General features: G+C 61.3%; 22 protein-coding genes. 8 read left to right on the top strand and 14 right to left on the bottom strand.

From position 1 onward, the window contains the following. Positions 1–14: 14 nt before the first annotated feature. Genes AMM33_RS05760 through AMM33_RS05740 form a run of 5 tightly spaced genes read right to left on the bottom strand, consistent with a single transcriptional unit; the run spans position 15 to position 2,074 of the window. Entirely contained in the window at positions 15–530 is a 516-nt protein-coding gene (locus AMM33_RS05760) for a DUF1993 domain-containing protein (protein WP_090139419.1), read from the bottom strand. Between the two features lie 26 nt (positions 531–556). Continuing rightward, on the bottom strand, positions 557–1,135 hold the full coding sequence (locus tag AMM33_RS05755) for a flavin reductase family protein (RefSeq protein ID WP_090139418.1): 579 nt from the start codon (positions 1,133–1,135) through the stop codon (positions 557–559). A gap of 7 nt (positions 1,136–1,142) precedes the next feature. Then, positions 1,143–1,343, bottom strand: a complete 201-nt coding sequence (locus AMM33_RS05750) for a hypothetical protein (protein ID WP_090139417.1) — start codon at positions 1,341–1,343, stop codon at positions 1,143–1,145. Then, positions 1,340–1,606, bottom strand: a complete 267-nt coding sequence (locus tag AMM33_RS05745) for a DUF2164 domain-containing protein (protein WP_090139416.1) — start codon at positions 1,604–1,606, stop codon at positions 1,340–1,342. Before AMM33_RS05745 ends, AMM33_RS05750 begins: the two co-directional genes overlap by 4 nt. Before the next feature lie 9 nt (positions 1,607–1,615). Beyond that, positions 1,616–2,074, bottom strand: a complete 459-nt coding sequence (locus AMM33_RS05740; RefSeq protein ID WP_090139415.1) for a RidA family protein — start codon at positions 2,072–2,074, stop codon at positions 1,616–1,618. A 457-nt stretch (positions 2,075–2,531) separates the two neighbouring features. Between AMM33_RS05740 and AMM33_RS05735 the strand changes: the two genes are divergently transcribed. Continuing rightward, complete coding sequence (locus AMM33_RS05735; protein WP_090139414.1) at positions 2,532–5,177, top strand: DNA internalization-related competence protein ComEC/Rec2; 2,646 nt, start codon at positions 2,532–2,534, stop codon at positions 5,175–5,177. A 446-nt stretch (positions 5,178–5,623) separates the two neighbouring features. Here AMM33_RS05735 and xth read toward each other — a convergent pair whose 3' ends face one another. The 3 genes from xth to AMM33_RS05720 form a co-directional block, all read right to left on the bottom strand. Next, complete coding sequence (gene xth, locus AMM33_RS05730) at positions 5,624–6,403, bottom strand: exodeoxyribonuclease III (protein ID WP_090139413.1); 780 nt, start codon at positions 6,401–6,403, stop codon at positions 5,624–5,626. After that, positions 6,400–6,894 carry a dihydrofolate reductase gene (locus AMM33_RS05725; protein ID WP_090139412.1) on the bottom strand — a complete coding sequence of 165 codons (495 nt, stop codon included), beginning with the start codon at positions 6,892–6,894 and terminating at the stop codon, positions 6,400–6,402. Before AMM33_RS05725 ends, xth begins: the two co-directional genes overlap by 4 nt. A 144-nt stretch (positions 6,895–7,038) precedes the next feature. Beyond that, on the bottom strand, positions 7,039–7,896 hold the full coding sequence (locus tag AMM33_RS05720; protein WP_090139411.1) for a thymidylate synthase: 858 nt from the start codon (positions 7,894–7,896) through the stop codon (positions 7,039–7,041). A 178-nt stretch (positions 7,897–8,074) separates the two neighbouring features. Here AMM33_RS05720 and AMM33_RS05715 point away from each other — a divergent pair, with 178 nt between their 5' ends. The 6 genes from AMM33_RS05715 (at position 8,075) to AMM33_RS05690 (ending at position 13,381) form a co-directional block, all read left to right on the top strand. Further along, entirely contained in the window at positions 8,075–9,082 is a 1,008-nt protein-coding gene (locus tag AMM33_RS05715) for a sulfate ABC transporter substrate-binding protein (RefSeq protein WP_090139410.1), read from the top strand. A 180-nt stretch (positions 9,083–9,262) separates the two neighbouring features. Continuing rightward, positions 9,263–9,412 carry a hypothetical protein gene (locus AMM33_RS05710; RefSeq protein WP_228767972.1) on the top strand — a complete coding sequence of 50 codons (150 nt, stop codon included), beginning with the start codon at positions 9,263–9,265 and terminating at the stop codon, positions 9,410–9,412. Further along, on the top strand, positions 9,409–10,401 hold the full coding sequence (locus AMM33_RS05705) for a sulfate ABC transporter substrate-binding protein (RefSeq protein ID WP_090139409.1): 993 nt from the start codon (positions 9,409–9,411) through the stop codon (positions 10,399–10,401). Before AMM33_RS05710 ends, AMM33_RS05705 begins: the two co-directional genes overlap by 4 nt. Positions 10,402–10,410: 9 nt before the next feature. Continuing rightward, positions 10,411–11,274, top strand: a complete 864-nt coding sequence (gene cysT / locus AMM33_RS05700; RefSeq protein WP_090139408.1) for a sulfate ABC transporter permease subunit CysT — start codon at positions 10,411–10,413, stop codon at positions 11,272–11,274. After that, positions 11,271–12,170, top strand: coding sequence for a sulfate ABC transporter permease subunit CysW (cysW, locus tag AMM33_RS05695; protein WP_090139407.1), 900 nt, complete (start codon positions 11,271–11,273; stop codon positions 12,168–12,170). Before cysT ends, cysW begins: the two co-directional genes overlap by 4 nt. A gap of 116 nt (positions 12,171–12,286) precedes the next feature. After that, the gene (locus tag AMM33_RS05690) at positions 12,287–13,381 is read left to right on the top strand and encodes a sulfate/molybdate ABC transporter ATP-binding protein (protein ID WP_090139406.1); all 1,095 of its coding nucleotides are present in this window, start codon (positions 12,287–12,289) and stop codon (positions 13,379–13,381) included. 226 nt (positions 13,382–13,607) lie between these two features. Here AMM33_RS05690 and AMM33_RS05685 read toward each other — a convergent pair whose 3' ends face one another. Both AMM33_RS05685 and AMM33_RS05680 read right to left on the bottom strand, forming a co-directional pair. Continuing rightward, entirely contained in the window at positions 13,608–15,038 is a 1,431-nt protein-coding gene (locus tag AMM33_RS05685) for an FAD-binding oxidoreductase (RefSeq protein WP_090139405.1), read from the bottom strand. 54 nt (positions 15,039–15,092) lie between these two features. Beyond that, positions 15,093–15,500 carry a DUF2069 domain-containing protein gene (locus AMM33_RS05680; RefSeq protein ID WP_090139404.1) on the bottom strand — a complete coding sequence of 136 codons (408 nt, stop codon included), beginning with the start codon at positions 15,498–15,500 and terminating at the stop codon, positions 15,093–15,095. A gap of 21 nt (positions 15,501–15,521) precedes the next feature. On the opposite strand from AMM33_RS05680, the gene AMM33_RS05675 reads away from it, so the two are divergent. After that, positions 15,522–16,772: a YihY family inner membrane protein gene (locus tag AMM33_RS05675; protein WP_090139403.1), complete on the top strand. Its 1,251-nt coding sequence runs from the start codon at positions 15,522–15,524 to the stop codon at positions 16,770–16,772. A gap of 93 nt (positions 16,773–16,865) precedes the next feature. Here the strand turns inward: AMM33_RS05675 and AMM33_RS05670 are convergent, their stop codons facing one another. The 4 genes from AMM33_RS05670 to AMM33_RS05655 are packed head-to-tail and all read right to left on the bottom strand — an operon-like array spanning position 16,866 to position 20,699. Then, positions 16,866–17,189 carry an Mpo1-like protein gene (locus AMM33_RS05670; protein ID WP_090139402.1) on the bottom strand — a complete coding sequence of 108 codons (324 nt, stop codon included), beginning with the start codon at positions 17,187–17,189 and terminating at the stop codon, positions 16,866–16,868. 18 nt (positions 17,190–17,207) lie between these two features. Then, positions 17,208–18,536 (bottom strand): cytochrome P450, encoded by a 1,329-nt coding sequence (locus AMM33_RS05665; RefSeq protein ID WP_090139575.1) that lies wholly within the window; start codon positions 18,534–18,536, stop codon positions 17,208–17,210. A 40-nt stretch (positions 18,537–18,576) separates the two neighbouring features. Beyond that, the gene (locus AMM33_RS05660) at positions 18,577–19,395 is read right to left on the bottom strand and encodes an alpha/beta fold hydrolase (protein WP_090139401.1); all 819 of its coding nucleotides are present in this window, start codon (positions 19,393–19,395) and stop codon (positions 18,577–18,579) included. Between the two features lie 2 nt (positions 19,396–19,397). Then, positions 19,398–20,699, bottom strand: coding sequence for an O-acetylhomoserine aminocarboxypropyltransferase (locus tag AMM33_RS05655; protein ID WP_090139400.1), 1,302 nt, complete (start codon positions 20,697–20,699; stop codon positions 19,398–19,400). Positions 20,700–20,740: the final 41 nt, after the last annotated feature.

The following is a 20,740-nucleotide window of genomic DNA, read 5'->3' as shown; positions in this document are numbered from 1 at the left end:
TGGGCTTGGTGTGCTCAGGCCTGCGCGCCCATCAAATAATCGACCTTGCCTACTTCCACTCCGTTGTGGCGCAGGATGGTGTAGGCCGTGGTGATGTGGAAATACATATTGGGCAGCATCCAGCCCATGAGGTAGTCCCGACCTGTCAGTGTGCGTGTCTTGCCCGGGCCTGCGGGAAAGGTGATGTCCTTGGCTTCGGTGCCGTCCAGCGCAGCGGCGGGCACGGTGGCGATGAAGGCCAGGGTTTTCTGGATGCGTTCTTGCAACTGGGCCAGGGTGGTTTCGGTGTCGTCGAACTTGGGCGCTTCCACACCAGACAGACGGGCCACGCCGTTTTTCACCGCATCGCAGGCGATCAACACCTGGCGGGTAAACGGGAGCATGTCAGGTGCCAGGCGGTAGGCGGTCAGCGCCGTGGGGTCGATTTTTTTGGCTTCGACAAACTGCTCGGCCTTGGCCAGGATGTGGCTCAGGTTGCTCAGCATGCGGGTGCACACGGGCAGGCTGGCGTGGGACATGGAAAGGGTCATGAAGGTCTCCGGTTGTTGTTGAAATTTCAGGCGTTGGCCACGGGCAGGGCACTCACCGGCTCGCCAATGGCATAAAAGTGGCCGCCTGCCACATGGTGCAGGCTGCGCAATTCGGGTGGGGCGTTTTCAAAGTGCCAGCGGCCTGCTGTGAAGACACGTTCGTCAGCCCAGGCGGCGATCACTTCGGCCAATATCAAATCGTGCTGCCCGGCCACATGGGCGGTGGCGGGCAACACACGGCATTCGAGTTGCGCGATGCAGCCTTGCACCAGTGGCACGCCGGTGTGCGCTGCGGCCTGGGTGCTGATCTTGCAGCGGGCCAGTTTGTCGGTGTGGTCCTTGCCGCTCATGCCGCCAGCGGCCATGACCTGGTCTTTCATGGCCACGGTGGGCACGTTGATGCTGAGCACGCCCGATGCGTCGATCAGCTCGCGGGTGAGTGTGGCCTTGTCAATGACGACCGCGATCTTGGGTGTGTCAAAGTCCAGCGGCATGGCCCAGGCGGCGGCCATCACATTGCTTTGGCCTGCATGCTGGCTGCCCACCAGCACGGTGGGGCCGTGGTTGAGCAGACGGTAAGCGTGTTTCAGTTCAACGGTTTGCATTCGGTGTTCAACGGGGTTCGGGGGAGAGCACAGAGCGCTCTTTTTGGTATTGATCGTATGACGGCAGCTTGGTCCCAGGGGCGGCGCCGCTGCCTACAGCCTTGGCCCTTTCCTGGGCACGGATTTCTTCGTACACGCCTTGCGTTGAAATCAGGCCGCAACCCGACAGGCCCCCCAGCAGTGTCAGGGCGATGAGTGTTTTGTTCATGGTTTGCGCTTGTTGAATTTTTGCCAGTACTGGAATTCGTCCGCACGGACTTCGTATTCCAGATCTTCCACGCGCATGAGCATGCGCTTTTTGGCATCGCTCACAGCGCGGTTGTAGATGCTGGGGCCAATTTCTTCCAAAACAAAGCCGAGCAAGGCACCGGCTGAAATATTGCCGATCTTTTGCTCGAAATTGGCCTCAAAGTAGCGCTCGATGCTGGCAATGGCCTGAGCGCGGTCTTCTTTGCTCAGTTCAATGGACATGGCCGAGGATCAGGCGATTTCGGCGATGAGTTCGATCTCGACGCAAGCGCCCATGGGGATTTGCGCGACGCCAAAGGCGCTGCGGGCATGCGCACCGACTTGGGGGCCAAACACCTGGCCCAGCAGCTCGCTGCAGCCGTTGGTGACCAAGTGCTGCTCGGTGAAGTCTCCGGTGGAGTTGACCAGGCTCATCACTTTGACGATGCGCTTGACCTTGTTCAGGTCGCCTACGGCGGCGTGCAGCGTGCCCATCAGGTCAATCGCCACGGCTCGCGCCGCTTGCTGGCCTTCGGCGGTGCTGATGTTTTTGCCCAGCTGGCCTGCCCAGACTTTGCCGTCTTTTTTGGCGATGTGTCCCGAGAGGAAGACCAGATTGCCGGTCTGCACAAAGGGCACATAGGCCGCAGCGGGCACAGCCACAGGGGGCAGTTCGATGTTCAGGGATTTCAGGGTGTCGTAAACGCTCATGGCAAGGGCTTCGGTGATAGGTTTTCGAAATGATTGGCCACAGGCGCAGCCAAAGACAAGTGCAGATTGTCGCTGAAGAGAGTGGCGGCGTGTTTGCACAGCGGCACTCGCAAAGTCTGTGATTTGACCTTGCGACCCGCCGTGTCCACGCGCGCCATGTTGGCCAGTCAAGAAAAGTTGGTGCCTTCGAATCCCAAGCGACAAAAACACCCGGATACACCCAACACAGCTGCTGGAATGGGCAAGCTGTAGCGACATTTTTCAGACTGCGCAACAGGGGCTGCACGCATGACAAGAGCCGCTTGGGCGTTTACAAGGTACAAAACACACGCCCACCGGAGCTGCCGCCGCTTGCGGTAGGCCCGAAGTCAGGCGCCAGCACAGCCAATTCAGGGAGGCTGCACAGGATGACCAAGCACCAAGCGCCAAGATCGAGCGCCCCAGCAGGGCCGCTGGCATGCAGTCCATGAATTGGGCCCGTCGTTTATGGCTGGGCCTCCTGGCGGGGGTCGCAGGCTTGGCACTGCAACTGCAGCAGGTGGCGCTGTGGCCAACGCAGGCCTATTGGTGGGCTTTGGCGGCTGCTTGTCTGGGCGCGGCAGGCCTGGCTGCCCGGTGGGGCGGGGCCAGGGATGGGCGCAGAACCACGCTGTGGGCTGCTGCACGCATGGGGGGCCTGGTGCTGGCCTGTGGCTTGTTCTCGTTTGCGGTCACCGGTTTGCATGCGTCCATTCAGGTCGGGCAAATGGACAGCGCGCTGGAAGGCCAGGACCTGGATGTGGTGGGCGTGGTCAAGGCCATGCCGCAAAGGCAGGACTTGGGCTGGCGATTTCGCTTTCAGGTGGAAAGTGCCAAGCGGGCGGGCAAGCCGGTGTCTGTGCCTGAACAGATCTATCTGGGCTGGTATGGGCAGGAGGGCAGCGACAGTGGATGGCGCCTGACGGCCTTGCCCGAGCCGGTGCAAGCCGGTGAGCGCTGGCGGCTGCGGGTGCGCCTGAAGGCACCGCACGGCCACATGAATCCTCGCGGTTTTGACTACGAGCTGTGGCTGTTCGAGCAGGGTGTAGGGGCCACGGGCTATGTGCGCACGGGCGTGCGCGACCCATTGCCCCAGCGCTTGGCCCAAACCTGGGCGCATCCGGTGGAGTGGTGGCGGCAAACGGTGCGAGACCGCTTGCTGGCCCGCTTGGCGCCCTGGGGCGACGGTGCCGGCGCCGGACCGAATTTGGCGGGCATCGTCGCGGCCCTGGTCACCGGCGATCAGGCCGCCATTGACCGCAGTGACTGGGACGTCTTTCGGGCCACGGGCGTGGCCCACCTCATGAGCATTTCTGGCCTGCATGTGACCATGTTCGCCTGGTTGGCGACGCTGGGGGTGGGGTGGTGTTGGCGCATGTCGGCCTTGTGGGGTTTTCAGGGGGCCTTGCGTTGGCCTGCCGCCCATGTGGGGGCCTGGTCCGGCTTGGCCTTGGCGGCTTTGTATGCCGTCTTCAGTGGCTGGGGCGTGCCTGCGCAACGCACGCTGTGGATGTTGACCGTGGTGGTTGTGCTGCGGGTGTCGGCGCGGCAATGGCCGTTGGCCCTGATTTGGTTGTTGGCCGGGGCCGTGGTGTTGGTGATTGATCCCTGGGCTTTTTTGCAGGCGGGGTTTTGGTTGAGCTTTGTGGCAGTGGGTGTGCTGCTGGCCAGTTCGGGGCAGGGGCCGATCAAGGCGAGTCAGGCCATGAGCAGCCCATTCATGCCTGACCGCCCGGATGCAGCCAATCGCGGCGCCAAGGCGATGCGCTTGGGGATGGGCTTGGGATCGCTGCACCTGAAGGGTGCTGGTGTTGAGGGCCTGTTCAAGACCTGGATCAGCGGCCCTTTGGGGGGGCGTGTGCTGGGCTTGTTGCGTGAGCAAGCGGTGGTCACCTTGGCCTTGGCACCCTTGACTTTGTTGTTCTTCGGTCAGTTGTCACTGGTGGGGCTTTTGGCCAATTTGGTGGCCATCCCCTGGGTGACCCTGGTGGTCACGCCCTTGGCACTGCTGGGGATGATTTGGTCGGAGGCCTGGGTTTGGGCAGCCTTGTGTTTGCAGCCCTTGGCCGCCTGGCTGTCCTGGCTGGCGTCCTGGCCGCTGGCCAGCCTGAACACCGCCATGCCGCCCGTGGGCTTGGCGCTGCTGGCGCTGGTGGGGGTTGTGTGTTGGGTCTTGCCTGCACCACGGGCCATGAAGGTGCTCAGCTTGCCGCTGCTCTGGCCAGTGCTGTTTTGGTCGCATCCCCGGCCGCCCCCGGGCACGTTTGAGCTGCTGGCTGCCGACGTGGGGCAGGGCAACGCCGTGCTGGTGCGCACGGCCGGGCACAGCTTGCTGTACGACGCAGGCCCCCGTTATTCAGCCGAAAGCGACGCAGGCCACCGCGTGCTGGTGCCGCTGTTGGCGCAGATGGGTGAACGGCTGGACCGCCTGCTGCTGAGCCACCGCGACAGCGACCACACCGGCGGCGGCGCAGCCGTGTTGGCCATGCAACCGCAGGCCGATTTGTGGACCTCGCTCGAAGACGATCACCCCTTGCACCGCCAGCGCAGCCCCTGGACACGTTGCCAGGCGGGTCAGTCATGGGTCTGGGATGGCGTGCGCTTTGAAGTGCTGCATCCTGCTTCGGAGTTGCCCTCGGATTCACCAGAAGCTGGATCGGTCGTGGCGGATCGGCCGAGCGCACCCCAGCTCAAGCCCAATGCCGTGAGTTGTGTGCTGCGCATCTCGGACCAGCATGCGTCTGCCTTGCTGGCAGGCGACATCGAAGCGCCGCAAGAGGCGCAACTCGTGCAGGCGGGTTTGTCCCGTGTGGATGTGTTGTTGGTGCCGCACCACGGCAGCAAAACCTCGTCAAGTTTGCCATTTTTGCAGGCCTTGCAACCCCGGCTGGCACTGGTGCAAGCCGGTTACCGCAACCGCTTTGGCCATCCAGCCGCCCCTGTTTTGGCGCGCTACGAGGAGCTGAACATTCCCGTGCTGAACAGCGCGCATTGCGGCGCCGCCACCTGGCGCAGCCAAACGCCTGATCGATGGGTGTGCGAACGCGAACGAGCCCGCCGCTATTGGCACCACGCGCCACCCTGAGCGCCGCTTATTGATCCGGCACGCTGAAGTTTGAGATGGGTGAGACATGTCAGTTATTGATCCGGCCCTTTGAAGCCTGCAGGGTGACTTCAACCTTGCACCTTGTGGGAGCTAGCCCTGCTGGCGATCGGACGCTTGTGGACCACAGGCTTTTCGCTTGCAAGGCAAGCTCCCACAAAATCCTCCCAACGGGCAACACACGGCTCGGACTTCATCGGGCCGAATCTATATGAGGTGGGTACTCGCAGAGTCCGACATGATGGGTTTGGGCACAGGCCCATGTCGGGGTCTTCGACCGCCGACAACATCTTTGAGTATTGAAAACTTCACAGGGCCGAATCAATGGTCAACAGCAGATACGCACTCGTCTTTTGGGATCACCGACTTGAAAACGTTCCGGCGGCGCGCTTGCAGGTCGGCACTCGAAGCGTACGGGGAGCGTCGGATCAGGCCAGCGTCAAGACCACCGGTGCGTGGTCGCTGGGCCGTTCGTTTTTGCGTGGCGCCCGGTCGATCACGCAGGCTGTGGCTCGGGTCTTGAGGGCTTCAGAGATCAGGATGTGGTCAATCCGCAGGCCCCGGTTGCGGCGGAAGGCGAATTCGCGGTAATCCCACCAGCTGTAGCTTTTTTCAGGCTGGTCGAAGAGGCGCAAACTGTCGGTCAGGCCCAGCCCGATCAGGGCTTGAAGCTTTTCTCGCTCGGCATCGGTGCAATGGATCGTGTCCTTCAGGCCGACCGGGTCCCACATGTCGCGTTCGTCAAACGTGATGTTGTAGTCACCCAGCAGCACCAAGTTCGGGTGTTTTTGCATCTCGCTGCCCACCCAATCGCGCAGTGCATCCAGCCAGCGCATCTTGTAGACAAATTTGTCGCTGTCGGGCGCCTGGCCGTTCGGAAAATACGCACCAATCACCCGCAAAATGCCGCCCGCGCCATCGGGATAGGTGGCGGCGATCACGCGCGACATGTCGTCTTCAAAGCCGGGGATGTTTTTCACCACATCCGCGCCTTCAGCCCGGGAAATCAGGGCCACGCCGTTGTAGGTTTTTTGACCAAACCACTGCGCCTGGTAACCCGCTTCGGCAAAAGCCGCAGCGGGAAACTTGTCGTCTGTGAGTTTGAGTTCCTGCAAAGCCAGGACATCGGTGGGGTTGGCGGCCAGCCAGTCCAGCACTTGGGGCAGGCGCACCGACAGCGAGTTCACATTCCAGGTGGCAATTTTCATAGCTTGAGTGTGTGTAGGTAGGTGACGAAGGCATAGTCCATGCCGTTGGCTGCGGTGTGTGCTTTGCGTTGCACCTCGCGCCAGTCCGTGCCCAGATTGGGGGCGAAGGCGTCGCCTTCGTAATCGCGTTCAATTTCGGTGACGACGGCGCTGCTGGCGAGCGGCTCGGCTTGGCGGTAGATCTCGGCGCCGCCCATGATCCAGGCGTCGGACACATCGCCGCACAGTTGCATGGCCTCTTCGATCGAGCCGGCCCGCAAGGCACCTTCGGCTTGCCAGTCGTTTTGGCGGGTGACGACGATGTTCAGGCGGCCGGGCAGGGGTCGAAAGCGTGCAGGCAGCGAGTCCCATGTCTTGCGCCCCATGATGACGGGCTGGCCGAGCGTGACGCGCTTGAAGTGCGCCAGGTCTTCGGGCAGATGCCAGGGCATCTGATTGTCCTTGCCGATCACGCCATTGCGGGCGCGGGCGTAAATGAGGTGGAGTTTCATGTGGGGTGTCTTAATGAAATGTCGTCTTGCGCTTGACCTGTCCCATCCAATGCACTGGATGGCCACGCCGCTGCGCTTCTCGCCATGACGGGCACGATAACCGTCATGGCGAGCGAAGCGCGGCAATCCATGTCTCTTTGGGGTTCAAACAGCCACGGGCGCTTTGATGGCCGGATGGCACTCGTAGCCCAGGACCTCGAAATCTTCGAATTCGTAGTCAAAGATCGAGGCCGGCTTGCGCAAGATGCGCAGCGTGGGGTAAGCCATGGGCGAACGGCTCAGCTGCAACTCGACCTGCTCGTGGTGGTTACTGTAAATGTGGCAGTCGCCCCCTGTCCAGATGAAGTCGCCCACGTCCATGTCGCATTGCTGCGCGATCATGTGGGTCAGCAGCGCATAGCTGGCGATGTTGAAGGGCACGCCTAAAAAGATGTCGGCGCTGCGCTGATACAGCTGGCAGCTGAGTTGGGGCTTGTCGCCCGCCTTTTGCGGAGGCGCCACATAAAACTGGAAGAACGCATGACAAGGCATGAGTGCCATCTGGTCGAGTTCGGCCACGTTCCAGGCGCTCACGATGATGCGGCGGCTGTCGGGGTTGTTTTTGAGGGTGTTCATGACCTGCTGTATCTGGTCAATGTGGCCGCCGCCCGGCGTCGGCCAGTTGCGCCACTGCACACCATAAACGGGGCCGAGCGAGCCGTCTTCGCGTGCCCATTCGTCCCAGATGGTACAGCCGCGTTCTTGCAGCCATTTCACATTGCTGTCGCCGCGCAAAAACCACAGCAACTCCACGATGATGGCCCGCAAAAACACCTTCTTGGTGGTCACCAAAGGGAAGCCCTCGTTCAGGTCAAAACGCATCTGGTGGCCAAACACGCTGCGTGTGCCGGTGCCGGTGCGGTCGCCTTTTTGCACACCTGTCGTGTAGACAAGGCGCATGAAGTCTTCGTATTGGCTGCGTATGGGGCGGGGGGCATTGTGTGCGGGGGCTGCGGTGCTCATGGGGCGTCAGTTTACGGCATTGGGCCAAGAGACTTGCAGGCCATGGGCGACCCATGCTGCCGACCATGATAGATGATTACCTTATTTGGAAATGACTATTTAGTCGTTTGAGTTTTAAAGACTGGCTTTCAGAATCCACCCATCGTCAAAAAGACGAAGCCATTTTGAAAGCTGCGCCATGAAAACCAAACACCCATTTTTTCACCTGATCGCCTCTGCCGCCTTGACCCTGGCTGCTGTGTCTGCGCACGCTCAAGCCGTTTCTCTTCTCAACGTGTCTTACGACCCCACGCGCGAGTTGTACGTCGAGTTCAACCAGGCCTTTGCCAAACACTGGAATGCCAAGACCGGTCAGGATGTGAGCTTCAAGCAGTCGCACGGTGGCTCGGGCAAGCAGGCCCGCTCCATCATCGACGGCCTGGACGCCGATGTGGCCACCTTGGCCCTGGCCGGTGACACGGATGCCCTGCACGACAACGGCAAGCTGATCCCCAAAGACTGGCAAAAACGCCTGCCGCACAACAGTTCGCCCTACGCCTCGACCATCGTGCTGGTGGTGCGCGAGGGCAACCCCAAGGCTATCCGTGACTGGGACGATCTGGTCAAGCCCGGTGTCAAAGTCATCACGCCCAACCCCAAGACCTCGGGCGGTGCCCGCTGGAACTATCTGGCCGCCTGGGAGTTCGCCAAGCGCAAATTCGGCAACGAGGCCAAAGCCAAAGAGTTTGTGAAAAAGCTCTACGAGAACGTGCCCGTGCTGGACACCGGCGCCCGAGGTTCGACCATCACCTTTGCCCAGCGCGCCCAGGGCGATGTGCTGATCGCCTGGGAAAACGAAGCCTACCTGCTGGAAAAAGAGTTCTCGGCCAAGTTCGACGTGGTCTATCCCTCGCTGTCCATCCTGGCCGAGCCTGCGGTGACCGTGGTGGACAAGAACGTGGACAAGAAAGGCACCCGTGCTGTGGCGCAGGCGTATCTGGAATACCTGTACTCGGACCAAGGCCAGGACATTGCGGGCAAGAACTTCTACCGCCCCATCTCGCCCAAGGCCCAAGCCAAATACGCCAAGCAGTTCCCCAAGCTGAATTTGGTCACCATCGATCAGGCTTTCGGCGGCTGGTCGCAGGCGGGCAAAGTGCACTTTGCCGATGGCGGCAGCTTTGATCAGATCTACACCAAGAACTGATTCCGCTCACCGCAGTGGATGGTCTTTCATATGGTTATACATATAAGTAAACAATAAAACGGTAGTTTGAGTTTTATGAGTCTGTCCAGACAATCACATCCATTCAAAAACATCTCGCCATGTCTTCTCAACCCACCATCGTCAACATGCCCGGTTGGATTTGCAAACACAAGCCGCCAAGTGCATTCAGGGCCCTTTGCTGGTGGCCCCGGCCACATCCACATCGAGGTGGGCATTGGCGAATGGCCTCTGGGCTTGGCCCTGCTGCAATCTTTGACCGACCTGCTCTCTTGGAGCGCGGCCCCTGAATTTCAATTGGAATCCGCATGAAAAAACTCACACACACTGCCTTGGCCGCCACATTGGCTTTTTCTGGACTTGCCGCCAGTGCGCAAACCTTGCTCAATGCCTCTTATGACGTAGCACGCGAGTTCTACAAAGACTACAACGCAGTCTTTATTGCCAACTACAAAAAGACCACCGGCAAAGACATCAAGATCGACCAGGCCCACGGTGGCTCGAGCGCCCAAGCGCGAGCCGTCAACGACGGTCTGGACGCCGATGTGGTGACCATGAACACCACCACCGATGTGGACTTTCTGGCGGGCACCGGCGTGGTGGCCAAGGACTGGCAAAAGCGTTTCCCGAATAACGCCTCGCCCACCACATCGACCATGTTGTTCCTCACGCGTAACGGCAACCCCAAAAACATCAAGGACTGGGACGACCTGACCCGCCCCGGCATCCAGGTGATCGTGGTCAACCCCAAGACCGGTGGCAACGGCCGCATGGCCTATTTGGCGGCATGGGGCTATGCCAAGAAGAAGGGCGCCAGCGATGCACAAGCCGCCGAGTTCGTGGGCAAGCTCTACAAAAACGTGCCGGTGCTGGCCAAAGGTGGGCGCGATGCCACCACCATCTTTTTGCAGCGCAACATCGGGGATGTGCTGGTGACCTTTGAGTCCGAAGTGGTCTCGGTGGACCGCGAATTTGGCGCGGGCAAGGTCGATGCGATTCACCCGTCCATCAGCATCGTGGCCGAAAACCCGGTGGCGGTGGTGGAGCGCACCGTGGCCAAGAAAGGCACGGGTGCTGTGGCCAAGGCCTACCTGGATTACCTGTACTCTGAAGAGGCCCAAGAAATCGCGGCCAAACATGCGCTGCGTCCACGTTCGCAGGCCGTGCTCAGAAGGCACGCCAACACCTTCAAGCCTTTGCAGCTGTTCACGGTGGACGAAGTGTTTGGCTCTTTTGCCGAAGCGCAGCGGGTGCACTTCAACGACGGCGGTCAGTTCGACAAGATTTACACCGTCAAATAAGTTCTCGCCATGACCGCATTGCCCATCGCGGCACCTGCCAAGCGGCGGGTGCCAGCCAGGGTGTTGCCCGGGTTCAACCTGACCCTGGGCTTCACCATCTTTTACCTGTGCTTGATCGTGCTGATCCCACTGTCGGCACTGGTCTTCAAAACCTTCACCCTGAGCTGGGAGCAGTTCTGGGTCGCGGTGACGAGTCCGCGCGTGATGGCGTCTTACCGGTTGACCTTTGGCGCATCGCTGATTGCGGCGCTGGTCAATGTGGTGTTTGGTTTGCTGGTGGCCTGGGTGCTGGTGCGTTATGACTTTTTTGGCAAAAAGATTGTGGACGCGCTGGTGGACTTACCCTTTGCGCTGCCCACCGCGGTGGCGGGCATTTCGCTCACAGCGCTGCTGGCGGGCAATGGCTGGATTGGCCAGTACCTGGAGCCTTGGGGCCTTCAGCTGGCCTTCAACCCCAACGGGGTGGTGATCGCGTTGATCTTCATTGGCTTGCCCTTTGTGGTGCGCACGGTGCAGCCGGTGCTCGAAGACACCGAAAAAGAACTCGAAGAAGCGGCCACTTGCCTAGGCGCAACACGCTGGCAGACATTCAGCAGGGTGATTTTTCCGAGCATTGCGCCTGCACTTTTGACGGGCTTTGCCATGGCTTTTGCGCGGGCCATCGGTGAGTACGGCTCGGTCATTTTCATTGCGGGCAACATGCCCATGGTCTCCGAGATCACGCCGCTCATCATCATTGGCAAGCTGGAGCAATACGACTACGCAGGTGCCACCGCTGTGGCCTTGGTGATGCTGGTCATCTCGTTCATGTTGCTGTTGGTCATCAACGGCCTGCAAACCTGGCAACGCCGCCGTTCGGGAACTTCGTCATGAGTCAGACCCTCACCGCCAACAAGGTCCAGGCGGGCACCACCGAAGCCCGCTGGATACGCCGCGGCCTGATTGGGCTGGCGCTGCTGTTCATGTTTTTGTTTTTGGTCTTGCCATTGGCAGCGGTGTTCACCGAAGCCCTGCGCAAGGGTCTCGATGCTTATCTGGAGGCGCTCAAAGAGCCTGATGCCTGGTCGGCGATTCGCTTGACGCTGATCGTCGCGGCTGTGGCTGTGCCGCTCAATTTGGTGTTTGGCATGGCGGCGGCCTGGGCCATTGCCAAGTACGAGTTCAAGGGCAAGTCGCTGTTGACCACGCTGGTGGACTTGCCGTTTTCGGTGTCGCCCGTGGTGGCGGGCCTGGTCTATGTGCTGGTGTTTGGGGCCCATGGCTGGTTCGGCCCTTGGCTGCAAGCCAACGACATCAAGATCGTGTTTGCGGTACCGGGCATCATCTTGGCCACGGTGTTTGTCACCTTTCCCTTCATTGCGCGCGAGTTGATTCCGCTCATGCAAGCGCAAGGCAGCGAAGAAGAGCAAGCGGCCATCGTCTTGGGTGCCACGGGGTGGCAAACCTTTTGGCGGGTCACCTTGCCCAACATCAAATGGGGCCTGCTGTATGGCGTCATTTTGTGCAACGCACGCGCCATGGGCGAGTTCGGTGCGGTGTCGGTGGTGTCGGGCCACATCCGGGGGCAAACCAACACCATGCCTTTGCATGTGGAGATCCTCTACAACGAATACCAGTCGGTGGCCGCTTTTGCCGTGGCCTCGCTGCTGGCTTTGCTGGCGCTGGTCACCCTGGCCATCAAGTCCTTCATCGAGTGGCGTCATGCGAAGGAATTGAAAGCCGCAGCCGAAATTCCAGCTGAACGTCCCCATTCACAGAGCTTGTCATGACTTTGTAGGAGCCCACCCCGTGGGCGATCTTGAGTGGACCATGAAGGTCTGCATCGCCCACAGGGTGGGCCCCTACAGCAACAGCCATCCTTTACAGAACACAGCTTAAGCACACCATGAGCATCGAAATCCGCAACGTCCACAAACAGTTTGGTGACTTCAGGGCCCTGAACAACGTCAGCCTTGACATCGAGTCGGGCGAACTCGTCGCCTTGCTGGGGCCATCGGGCTGCGGCAAAACCACGCTGCTGCGCATCATTGCGGGCTTGGAAACCGCCGACCAGGGCACTATTGCCTTCAGCGGAGAAGACACCACACACGTGCATGTGCGCGAGAGACAGGTGGGCTTTGTGTTCCAGCACTACGCGCTGTTTCGCCACATGACGGTGTTCGAAAACGTGGCCTTTGGCCTGCGCGTCAAGCCTCGCAGCGAACGTCCGAGTGAAAGCGAAATCAAACGCAAGGTGCATGAACTTTTGGGCTTGGTGCAACTCGATTGGCTGGCCGACCGCTACCCCTCGCAGTTGTCGGGCGGTCAACGCCAGCGCATTGCGCTGGCCCGTGCGCTGGCCGTCGAGCCCAAGGTGTTGCTGCTGGACGAGCCCTTTGGCGCGCTGGACGCGAAAGTGCGCAAGGAGCTGCGCCGCTGGTTGCGCCGCCTGCATGACGAGCTGCATGTGACCAGCATCTTTGTGACGCATGACCAGGAAGAAGCCCTGGAGGTGGCCGACCGCGTGGTGTTGATGAACAAGGGCAACATCGAACAAATTGGTTCGCCCCAACAGGTGTGGGACCACCCGACCAGCCCCTTTGTGTATGGCTTTTTGGGGGATGTGAACCTGTTCCATGGCCGCGCCCACGAAGGCGAGATGCTGATTGGCGCCGACCAACATGCCATCCGCCTGGAAAGCCCGGAACACGGCCAAGTGCAAGACGCCAAGGCCTTTGCCTATGTGCGCCCGCATGACCTGGATGTGACGCGTTACACAGCGGGCACCGCCCACACCGGCATCGTGGCCAAGCTCAGCCGCGCCATCGTGGTCGGGCCTGTGGCACGGCTGGAACTCGACCCCGTGGAAGCGGGCATGTTTGGCAAGGACGCGGTGATCGAGGCGCAGCTGTCGGCATCGCAGTACCGCCAGCAAGACTTCAAAGAAGGCGAGACGCTGGTTTTGACACCGCGCAAAGCACGGGTGTTTGTGGATGGCTAAATAACGGCCTGAGCCGTGACGCCAGCGCCCATGAAGCGCAGCGGATGGCAGCCTTTATTGATCCGGCCCTGTGAAGTTTTCAATGCTCAAAGATGTTGTAGGTCGGCGGTCGAAGACCCCGACATGGGCCTGTGCCAAAACCCATCATGTCGGACTCCGCGAGTGCCGACCTGCGAGATGACATTTATCAGACATTTCAAACGTCAGCGTGCCGGCTCAACAAGCCTCAGGGCAGGGGCAGGACGCGCCCCGGGTTGAGCAAATTCTGCGGGTCCAGCGCCTGCTTGACGGCCCGCATCATGGCCAGCGCCGTGGGGTCTTTGTAGAGCGGCAGTTTGCCCGCTTTGAGTTCGCCCACGCCGTGCTCGGCGCTGATGGAGCCGTCAAAGCGTTTGACCTGGTCAAACACCAGCGTGTTGACCTTGTCTTCGTTCTCGCGCAGAAAGGCTTTGCCGTCCACGCCCTCGGGCGCCTGCACGTTGTAGTGCAGGTTGCCGTCGCCCAGGTGCCCGAAGTCGACCATGCGCACGCCGGGCACTTCGCGGGCCAGCAGGGCGTCGGTCTCGGCCACAAAGTCCGGGATGCGCGAGACCGGGATGCTGATGTCGTGTTTGATGTTGAGGCCCTCTTGCGCTTGGGCCAAAGTGATGGTCTCCCGGATGTGCCACAGGCCTTTGGCTTGGCTCAGGTTTTCGGCCACCACGGCGTCGCTCACGCAGCCGCTGTCCATGGCCGCTTCGAGCAGGCCTTCAAATTGGCTGCGAGCATGCTGTTCGTTTTCGCTGTCGGAGTTTTCCAGCAGCACACACCAGGGGGTGTCCTGCCACAGCGGCACACGCAGTTGCGGGTAGTGTTTGTCCACCAAGCTCAGCGCAAACTGGCCCATGACCTCAAACCCCGTCAGGCCCGGGCCCAGGCGCTGGTGGGCCAGGCCCAGCAGTTGCACGGCTGCTTCCATGCTCGGCACGGCGGCCCAGGCGGTCAGCTGTGCGGCGGGTTGGGGATAAAGCTTCATGGTGGCGGCGGTGATGATGCCCAGCGTGCCTTCGCTGCCGATCATCAGGTTGCGCAGGTCATAACCCGTGTTGTCTTTGCGCAGGCCGCTCAAGCCGTGCCAGATGTCGCCTTGCGCGGTGACGACTTCCAGGCCCAGGCACAGCTCGCGGGTGTTGCCATAGCGCACCACCTGTGTACCGCCTGCGTTGGTGCCCAGATTCCCGCCAATGGTGCAGCTGCCTTCGGCACCCAGGCTCAGGGGGAACAGAAAGCCTGCGTTTTCTGCGGCGGCCTGCAGGTTTTGCAGCACGCAACCGGCTTCCACCGTGATGGTGAGGTTGGCCGGGTCGACGGCCCGCACGGCGTTCATGCGCGTCAGGCTCAGCAAGATTTGCGTGCCGGAGTTGTCGGGCACGCCGCCCACCACCAGGCCGGTGTTGCCGCCTTGCGGCACGATGGCTGTGCCCGTTGCGGCGCAGGCTTTGACCACGGCGGCCACTTCAGCTGTGTTGCCCGGACGCACCACCGCCAAGGCCCGGCCGGTCACGCGTTTGCGCCAGTCTTGTTCCCAAGGGCTCAAGTCAGTGGCAGGGGCATCGTGGGTGAGCACATTGGCAGGGCCGCAAATGTGGCGCAGTTGGTCGAGCAAAAGAGGTGTCATGGCGGTGTTGTCTCAATGGCCAAAATGCAGTCTGGATGTTGGCGGCAAGCCTGTTCAATCGCGGGGGACGGGTACAAAGTTACCAGTGGCCTTGGCCGCTTTGAAGCGGATGCGCACATGCAAGGCGCAGGCCACAAACAAGGTGATGCACAGCAGGGTTTGAATGCCCGCCAGAGCATTCGCAGGCCAGGCGTCACCCCAGGCACGCACCACGCCTTCAATGAAGTAAAGCCATACCAGCATGCTGACCCAGCGGTAGGTGTACATGCGGTTTTTGAGCAGGCCCGCCAGCGGAATGCACAGCGGCAAGACCTTGATGGCCCACCAGGAGCCGCCCGGGCGCAAGGGCGCCAGCCAAAGCTCCCAAGCCAAGCCCAGAAGAATGAGGCCGAGCAGGCTGCTCACGGCCATCCAGCGGGTGAAATCGACGCCAGCGGGGTTGTTTTCTGTGTTGGTGTTCATTGCGGTGGCATCATACCGGGCATGCCTTCCTCTTTGTCCAATCTCTCATTAAGAGCCCATGCCGCCCTTTGGTGGCAAGAGCTGTTGGTTTTCCCATGGCGTCAGATGGCCAGCGTTCTGGCCGAACGCTTTCGCGATGCCCGCCTGGGCGTGAGCGCCAGCTCGCTCACCTTCACCACCGTGCTGGCTTTGGTGCCCTTGTTTGCGGTGGGCCTGGCCGTATTTGCGGCGTTTCCGGTGTTTGGCAAGTTCCAGGACACGATTCAGCGCTGGCTGATCGAGAGCCTGGTGCCCGAGAGCATTGCCCGCCAGGTGCTGAGCTATTTGACGCAGTTTTCGCGCAAAGCCAGCCGCCTGGGGTCGGTGGGTTTGGTGGCCGTGTTGATGTCGGCCGTGTTTTTGATGGTCACGATCGAGCGCACCTTGGGCCAGATTTGGGGCTTGCAGCGGCAGCGGCCTTTCGCGCAACGGGTCTTGTTGTATTGGTCTGCCATCACCTTGGGGCCTTTGTTTTTGGGGGCCAGCCTGGCCATCACCTCGTATGTGGTCACCGCCTCGCGGGATGTGGTGGATGCCTTGCCGGGTTCCATCCGGTGGTTGCTCGACAGTTTTGAGTTTTTGCTGCTCACGGCCTGCGTGAGTGGTTTGTATTTTTATGTGCCCTACACCCGCGTGCGCTGGCGCCATGCCATCACGGCGGGGTTTTTGGTGGCGGGGGCCTTGGAGTTGGCCAAAAAAGGCATGGCCATTTACCTGCTGCAGGTGCCCACCTATTCGCTGATTTACGGCGCATTTGCTGCGCTGCCCATTTTGTTGGTCTGGATTTACGTGACCTGGCTGCTGGTGCTGCTGGGCGCGGTGCTGGCCGCCAGCTTACCCGAGTTGGGCCGTCAATCCTGGCGCAAACCAGAGGGCGCGGGCTGGTCCTTCAGACTGGCGCTCGAGGTCTTGGCCGAGTTGAACGCTGCCAAGGCGTCAGAGCTGCGGGGTTTGAGCACCGATGAGCTGGCCGTGCGTCTGCGGGTGGAGACGCGTGAACTGCGGCAGGTGCTGGAAGTCTTGCAAAACCTGGATTGGGTGGGCCGCCTGACCGAGCAAAACGACTTGGTCCAAGCCCGGCAAGTCTTGTTGATTGACCCTGCCCAAGTGCGTGTAGGGCCCTTGGCCGACCGGCTTTTGGTGTCGCGGACCGGTGAGGAAGATCCGGTTTGGTCGCAGTCTGGGCTCGATCGGATTGAGGTGGCACAGCTGTTGCCCAAACCTAACGCCTGATGCCTTCATGACGCTTTCGTCCTACCCGGCTTGACCGGGTATCCATCACCAACGAAGGCATGGACCCCCGATCAGGACGAGGCGGTCAAATCTTCAAAAACTCACTCGCCCGCGCCACATGTCGCGGTACATCACCCAGTCGCCCATGAAGCTGTAGAGCGGGCGCTTGAAGCTGGCGGGTTTGTTTTTCTCGAACACAAAATGCCCGATCCAGGCGCAGCCGTAACCACACAGCAGGGCATACAAAAAGTACTGCGGTTTGCCGGTCACGGCCAACATGGCCAGACACATCAGGCTCAGCGTACTGCCCACAAAATGCATGCGGCGGCAAGTGCGGTCGCTGTGCTCGCTCAAATAGAAGGGGTAGAACTCGGCAAAACTGGCGTGCCGGGGCGCAGGTGTTTCAGCGGGGTTCATGGTGTGTCTCCTGGGGTGTCATGGGATTGAAAACGGCGCGTGCAAAAAGCCGCGAAACCGGGCCCGGCCACCACGCACAGGTGCTTGCGTGAGTTGGTAATCGGGGAAGCGCTGTAAAAACCGCCCGATGGCCACGCGGCCTTCCAAACGTGCCAGGCTCAGGCCCGCGCACTGGTGCACCCCAAAGCCAAAAGCCAGGTGCTTGTTGCCGGTGCGGCGCAGGTCAAGCTGTTCGGGGTTCTCGTACACCGCAGGGTCGCGGTTGGCTGCGCCAATGCACAGCGTGACCAGTGCGCCTGCGGGCAAGTCGACGCCGTTGACCTGTGTGGCCTGAACCGCGCGGCGGTTGCTCAGTTGGTTGGACGATTCGAAGCGCAAAAATTCGTCGACGGCCAGGCCCATTACCAGTTCCCGTTCTTCGTCACCGGCCGCTTGTTTCAGGTCGGCTTTGAGTTGTTCTCGCTGCTTGGGCCATTCCTGCAGGCTGATGAGCGCGTTGCCAATCAGGTTGGTGGTGGTCTCGTGCCCGGCGTTGAGCAGGAACACGCAGTTTTGCAGCAGCTCGACTTCGCTGAGGGCTTCGCCATTTTCCTCACCCTGGATCAAGCGGGTCAGCACGTCGTGCTCCGGGTCGCCTGGATGCAATCGGCGATCCGCCACCAACTGGCGCAGATAGGCCAGAAACTCGCTCACGCTGCGGTGGCCCAGCGCTTCCTGCTCAGGGCTCAGGGCGGGCTCCAGCGCCCCCAAAATGGCCAGCGACCAGCCGCGCAGTGGTTCGCGCTCGGCGTGCGGCACGCCCAGCAGGTTGCCGATGATCTCGACCGGAATGGCCGAGGCAAAGTCTTCAATCAGGTCGCCGCCGCCCTTCGCCTCGATCTTGTCCAGCAGGCTGTCCACCAGCAGCACCAGGCCAGGCTCCATGGCTTCAATCGCGCGACGTGTGAGCGCCCCCATGATCAGGCGGCGCACCCGGGTGTGCAGAGGCGCGTCGTTGAAGACCAGGCTGCTGGTGTGGTGCTCGAACAGCGGGGAGACACCGCTTGCTGTGGCGTAGGGCGGCTGGTTGAAAGGCGCGTGGTTGTATTTGGGACCGAACTCGACTTGCTTGTCAGAGCTGAAGACCTTGGCGTCGCGGTACACCGCCACCAGATCGGCGTGGCGCGTGAGGAAATACGAGCCATCGGGCATGCGCTTGAAGGGCTCGGACTCGCGCAGCGCGGCGTAGACCGGGTACGGGTTGTCCAGAAAGTCGCGCGGCAAGGACCGCAAGTCAAGGCTTTGGGCCATCTCGCGGGCCCTCTCAGCCGACAAGGGCGGGGTGATGTGGGCAGTCAATGTGTTCATCTTGTTGGAGCGCACCCCTGTGTGCGAGTGGCCGTCCAGCTCATGGTTTCAAAAAATCCTTGAGCGCCTGCAACACGCCCTCGGGTGCTTCGGTCATGAGCGAATGGCCGGCGGGCAGCTTCACCACTTTGGGCTCCTTGCACTGGTCGATCAGGCTTTGCGCCGCTTTGGGTGGTGTCATCTGGTCGGCGTTGCCCAGTACAAACAGGGTGGGGCAGGCCACTTGAGGCATGGCTGCTTCTGCGCCACGGTAATCGTCGCAGGCCTTGAAGCCGGTGTGGAACACATTGACCTGCGTGTTGCTGGCCAGCACCCGGCGCATCAGCGCCTTGCTGCCGCCATACAGCCAAGTACCGGGGCCCAAGGCCGATGGCGGTGGGGCGAGCGTGGAGTGCGAGAAGCTGTTGACCATGTCAATGGCTTTGAAGGGGGCGCTGACCGACAGCTCGAGCAGGGCGGGCGACACGCGCATCGGGTAGGCCGTGCCCACCATCACCAGGTGGCTCACGCGCCCGGGTTGGGCTTGCGCGTCGCGTGCCGAAGCTTCTAGGGCGATGAGGGAGCCAAAACTGTGGCCGATCAGCGCGGCTTTTTCTATCTTCAGCGCATCGAGCAGCGCGATGACGGTGTCGGCCGCTTCTTCCACGCTTTGCGGTGGGGTGCCTTCGCTTTTGCAGTGCCCGGGCAGGTCAATGGCCAGCACGTTCCAGCCGTGGTGGGCCATGTAGCGGGTTTGCAAGATCCAGACGCTGTGGTCGTTGAGCACGCCGTGGATGAACACGGCGGTGGGCTGCGCGGGGTTGAAGGGCTTGCCGCCAGTGTAGGCATAGAGGTCGTGGCCTTGAACGGAGATTTTCATGGTCAGGCTCCTGCTTTCTCGGCCGCTTTGAGGGCTTTTTTCAGGTCGTCGATCAGGTCAGCCGGGTCTTCCAGACCAATCGACAGCCGGATGGTGCCGGGGCCGATGCCGCCAGCGGCCAGGGCCTCGTCCGTCATGCGGAAATGCGTGGTGCTGGCCGGGTGGATCACCAGGCTGCGGCAGTCGCCCACATTGGCCAGGTGGCTGAAGACCTTGAGGGTTTCGATGAACTTTTGACCTTGGGCGCGCGAGCCCCGGATGTCGAAGCTGAACACCGAGCCTGCGCCGCGTGGCAACAGTTTTTGCGCCAAAGCGTGCGAGGGGTGGCTCTCCAGCAAGGGGTGGCCCACGCGGCTGACCAGCGGGTGCGCGGTCAAAAACTCGACCACTTTGGCCGTGTTCTCCATGTGGCGGGCCATGCGCAGCGGCAGGGTTTCGATGCCTTGCAAAATCAGCCAGGCGGTGTGCGGGCTCATGCAGGCGCCAAAGTCGCGCAGACCCTCGCGCCGGGCCCGCAGCAAGAAGGCACCCACGGTGCTTTCTTCGCTGAACACCATGTTGTGAAAGCCTTTATAGGCTTGGCTCAGCTCGGCAAACTTGCCCGATTTGTCCCAGTCAAAACTGCCGCCATCGACCACCAAGCCGCCCACCACCGTGCCGTGGCCGGCCAAAAATTTGGTGGCCGAGTGGTAGATCAGATCAGCTCCGTGGTCAAAAGGCTTGATGAGCCAGGGCGAGGTGAGGGTGGAGTCGACCAGCAGCGGCACGCCCGCCTCGTGCGCAATGGCGCTTACCGCTTCGATGTCCAGCACGTCCATGCCGGGGTTGCCCACGGTTTCGCCAAAAAAGAGTTTGGTGTCGGGCTGCACGGCGGCGCGCCACTCGTCCAAGTCGCCGGGTTTGACAAAGGTGGTGCGGATGCCAAAGCGGCTCAGGGTGTAGTGCAGCAAGTTGTGTGAGCCGCCGTACAAAGCACTCGACGCCACAATGTGTGAGCCCGCGCCCATGAGGGTGGCAATGGCCAGGTGCAAGGCCGCTTGTCCGCTGGAAGTGGTGATGGCCCCGATGCCGCCCTCCAAAGCCGAAATGCGCTGCTCCAGCACCGCGTTGGTGGGGTTGCTGATGCGGCTGTAAACGTGGCCGGGGCGCTCCAAGTTGAACAGCGCTGCCGCTTGGTCTGACGACTCGAAAACAAAGGAGGTGGTCAAGTGGATGGGCACGGCCCGTGCTCCGGTGGTCGGGTCGGGGGCTGCGCCTGCGTGCAGGGCCAAAGTGTCAAAACCGGGATCGCTGTAACCAGCCATGGGAGTCTCCGAAAAAAGAAAGCGTTTGACCCGCTTTGGGG

Origin of the sequence: Limnohabitans sp. DM1 (assembly GCF_001269385.1) — a bacterium.
GTDB lineage: Bacteria > Pseudomonadota > Gammaproteobacteria > Burkholderiales > Burkholderiaceae_C > Limnohabitans_A.
The sequence above is the reverse complement of the archived record's forward strand: the minus strand, read 5'-3'. Positions and strand labels throughout refer to the sequence as shown.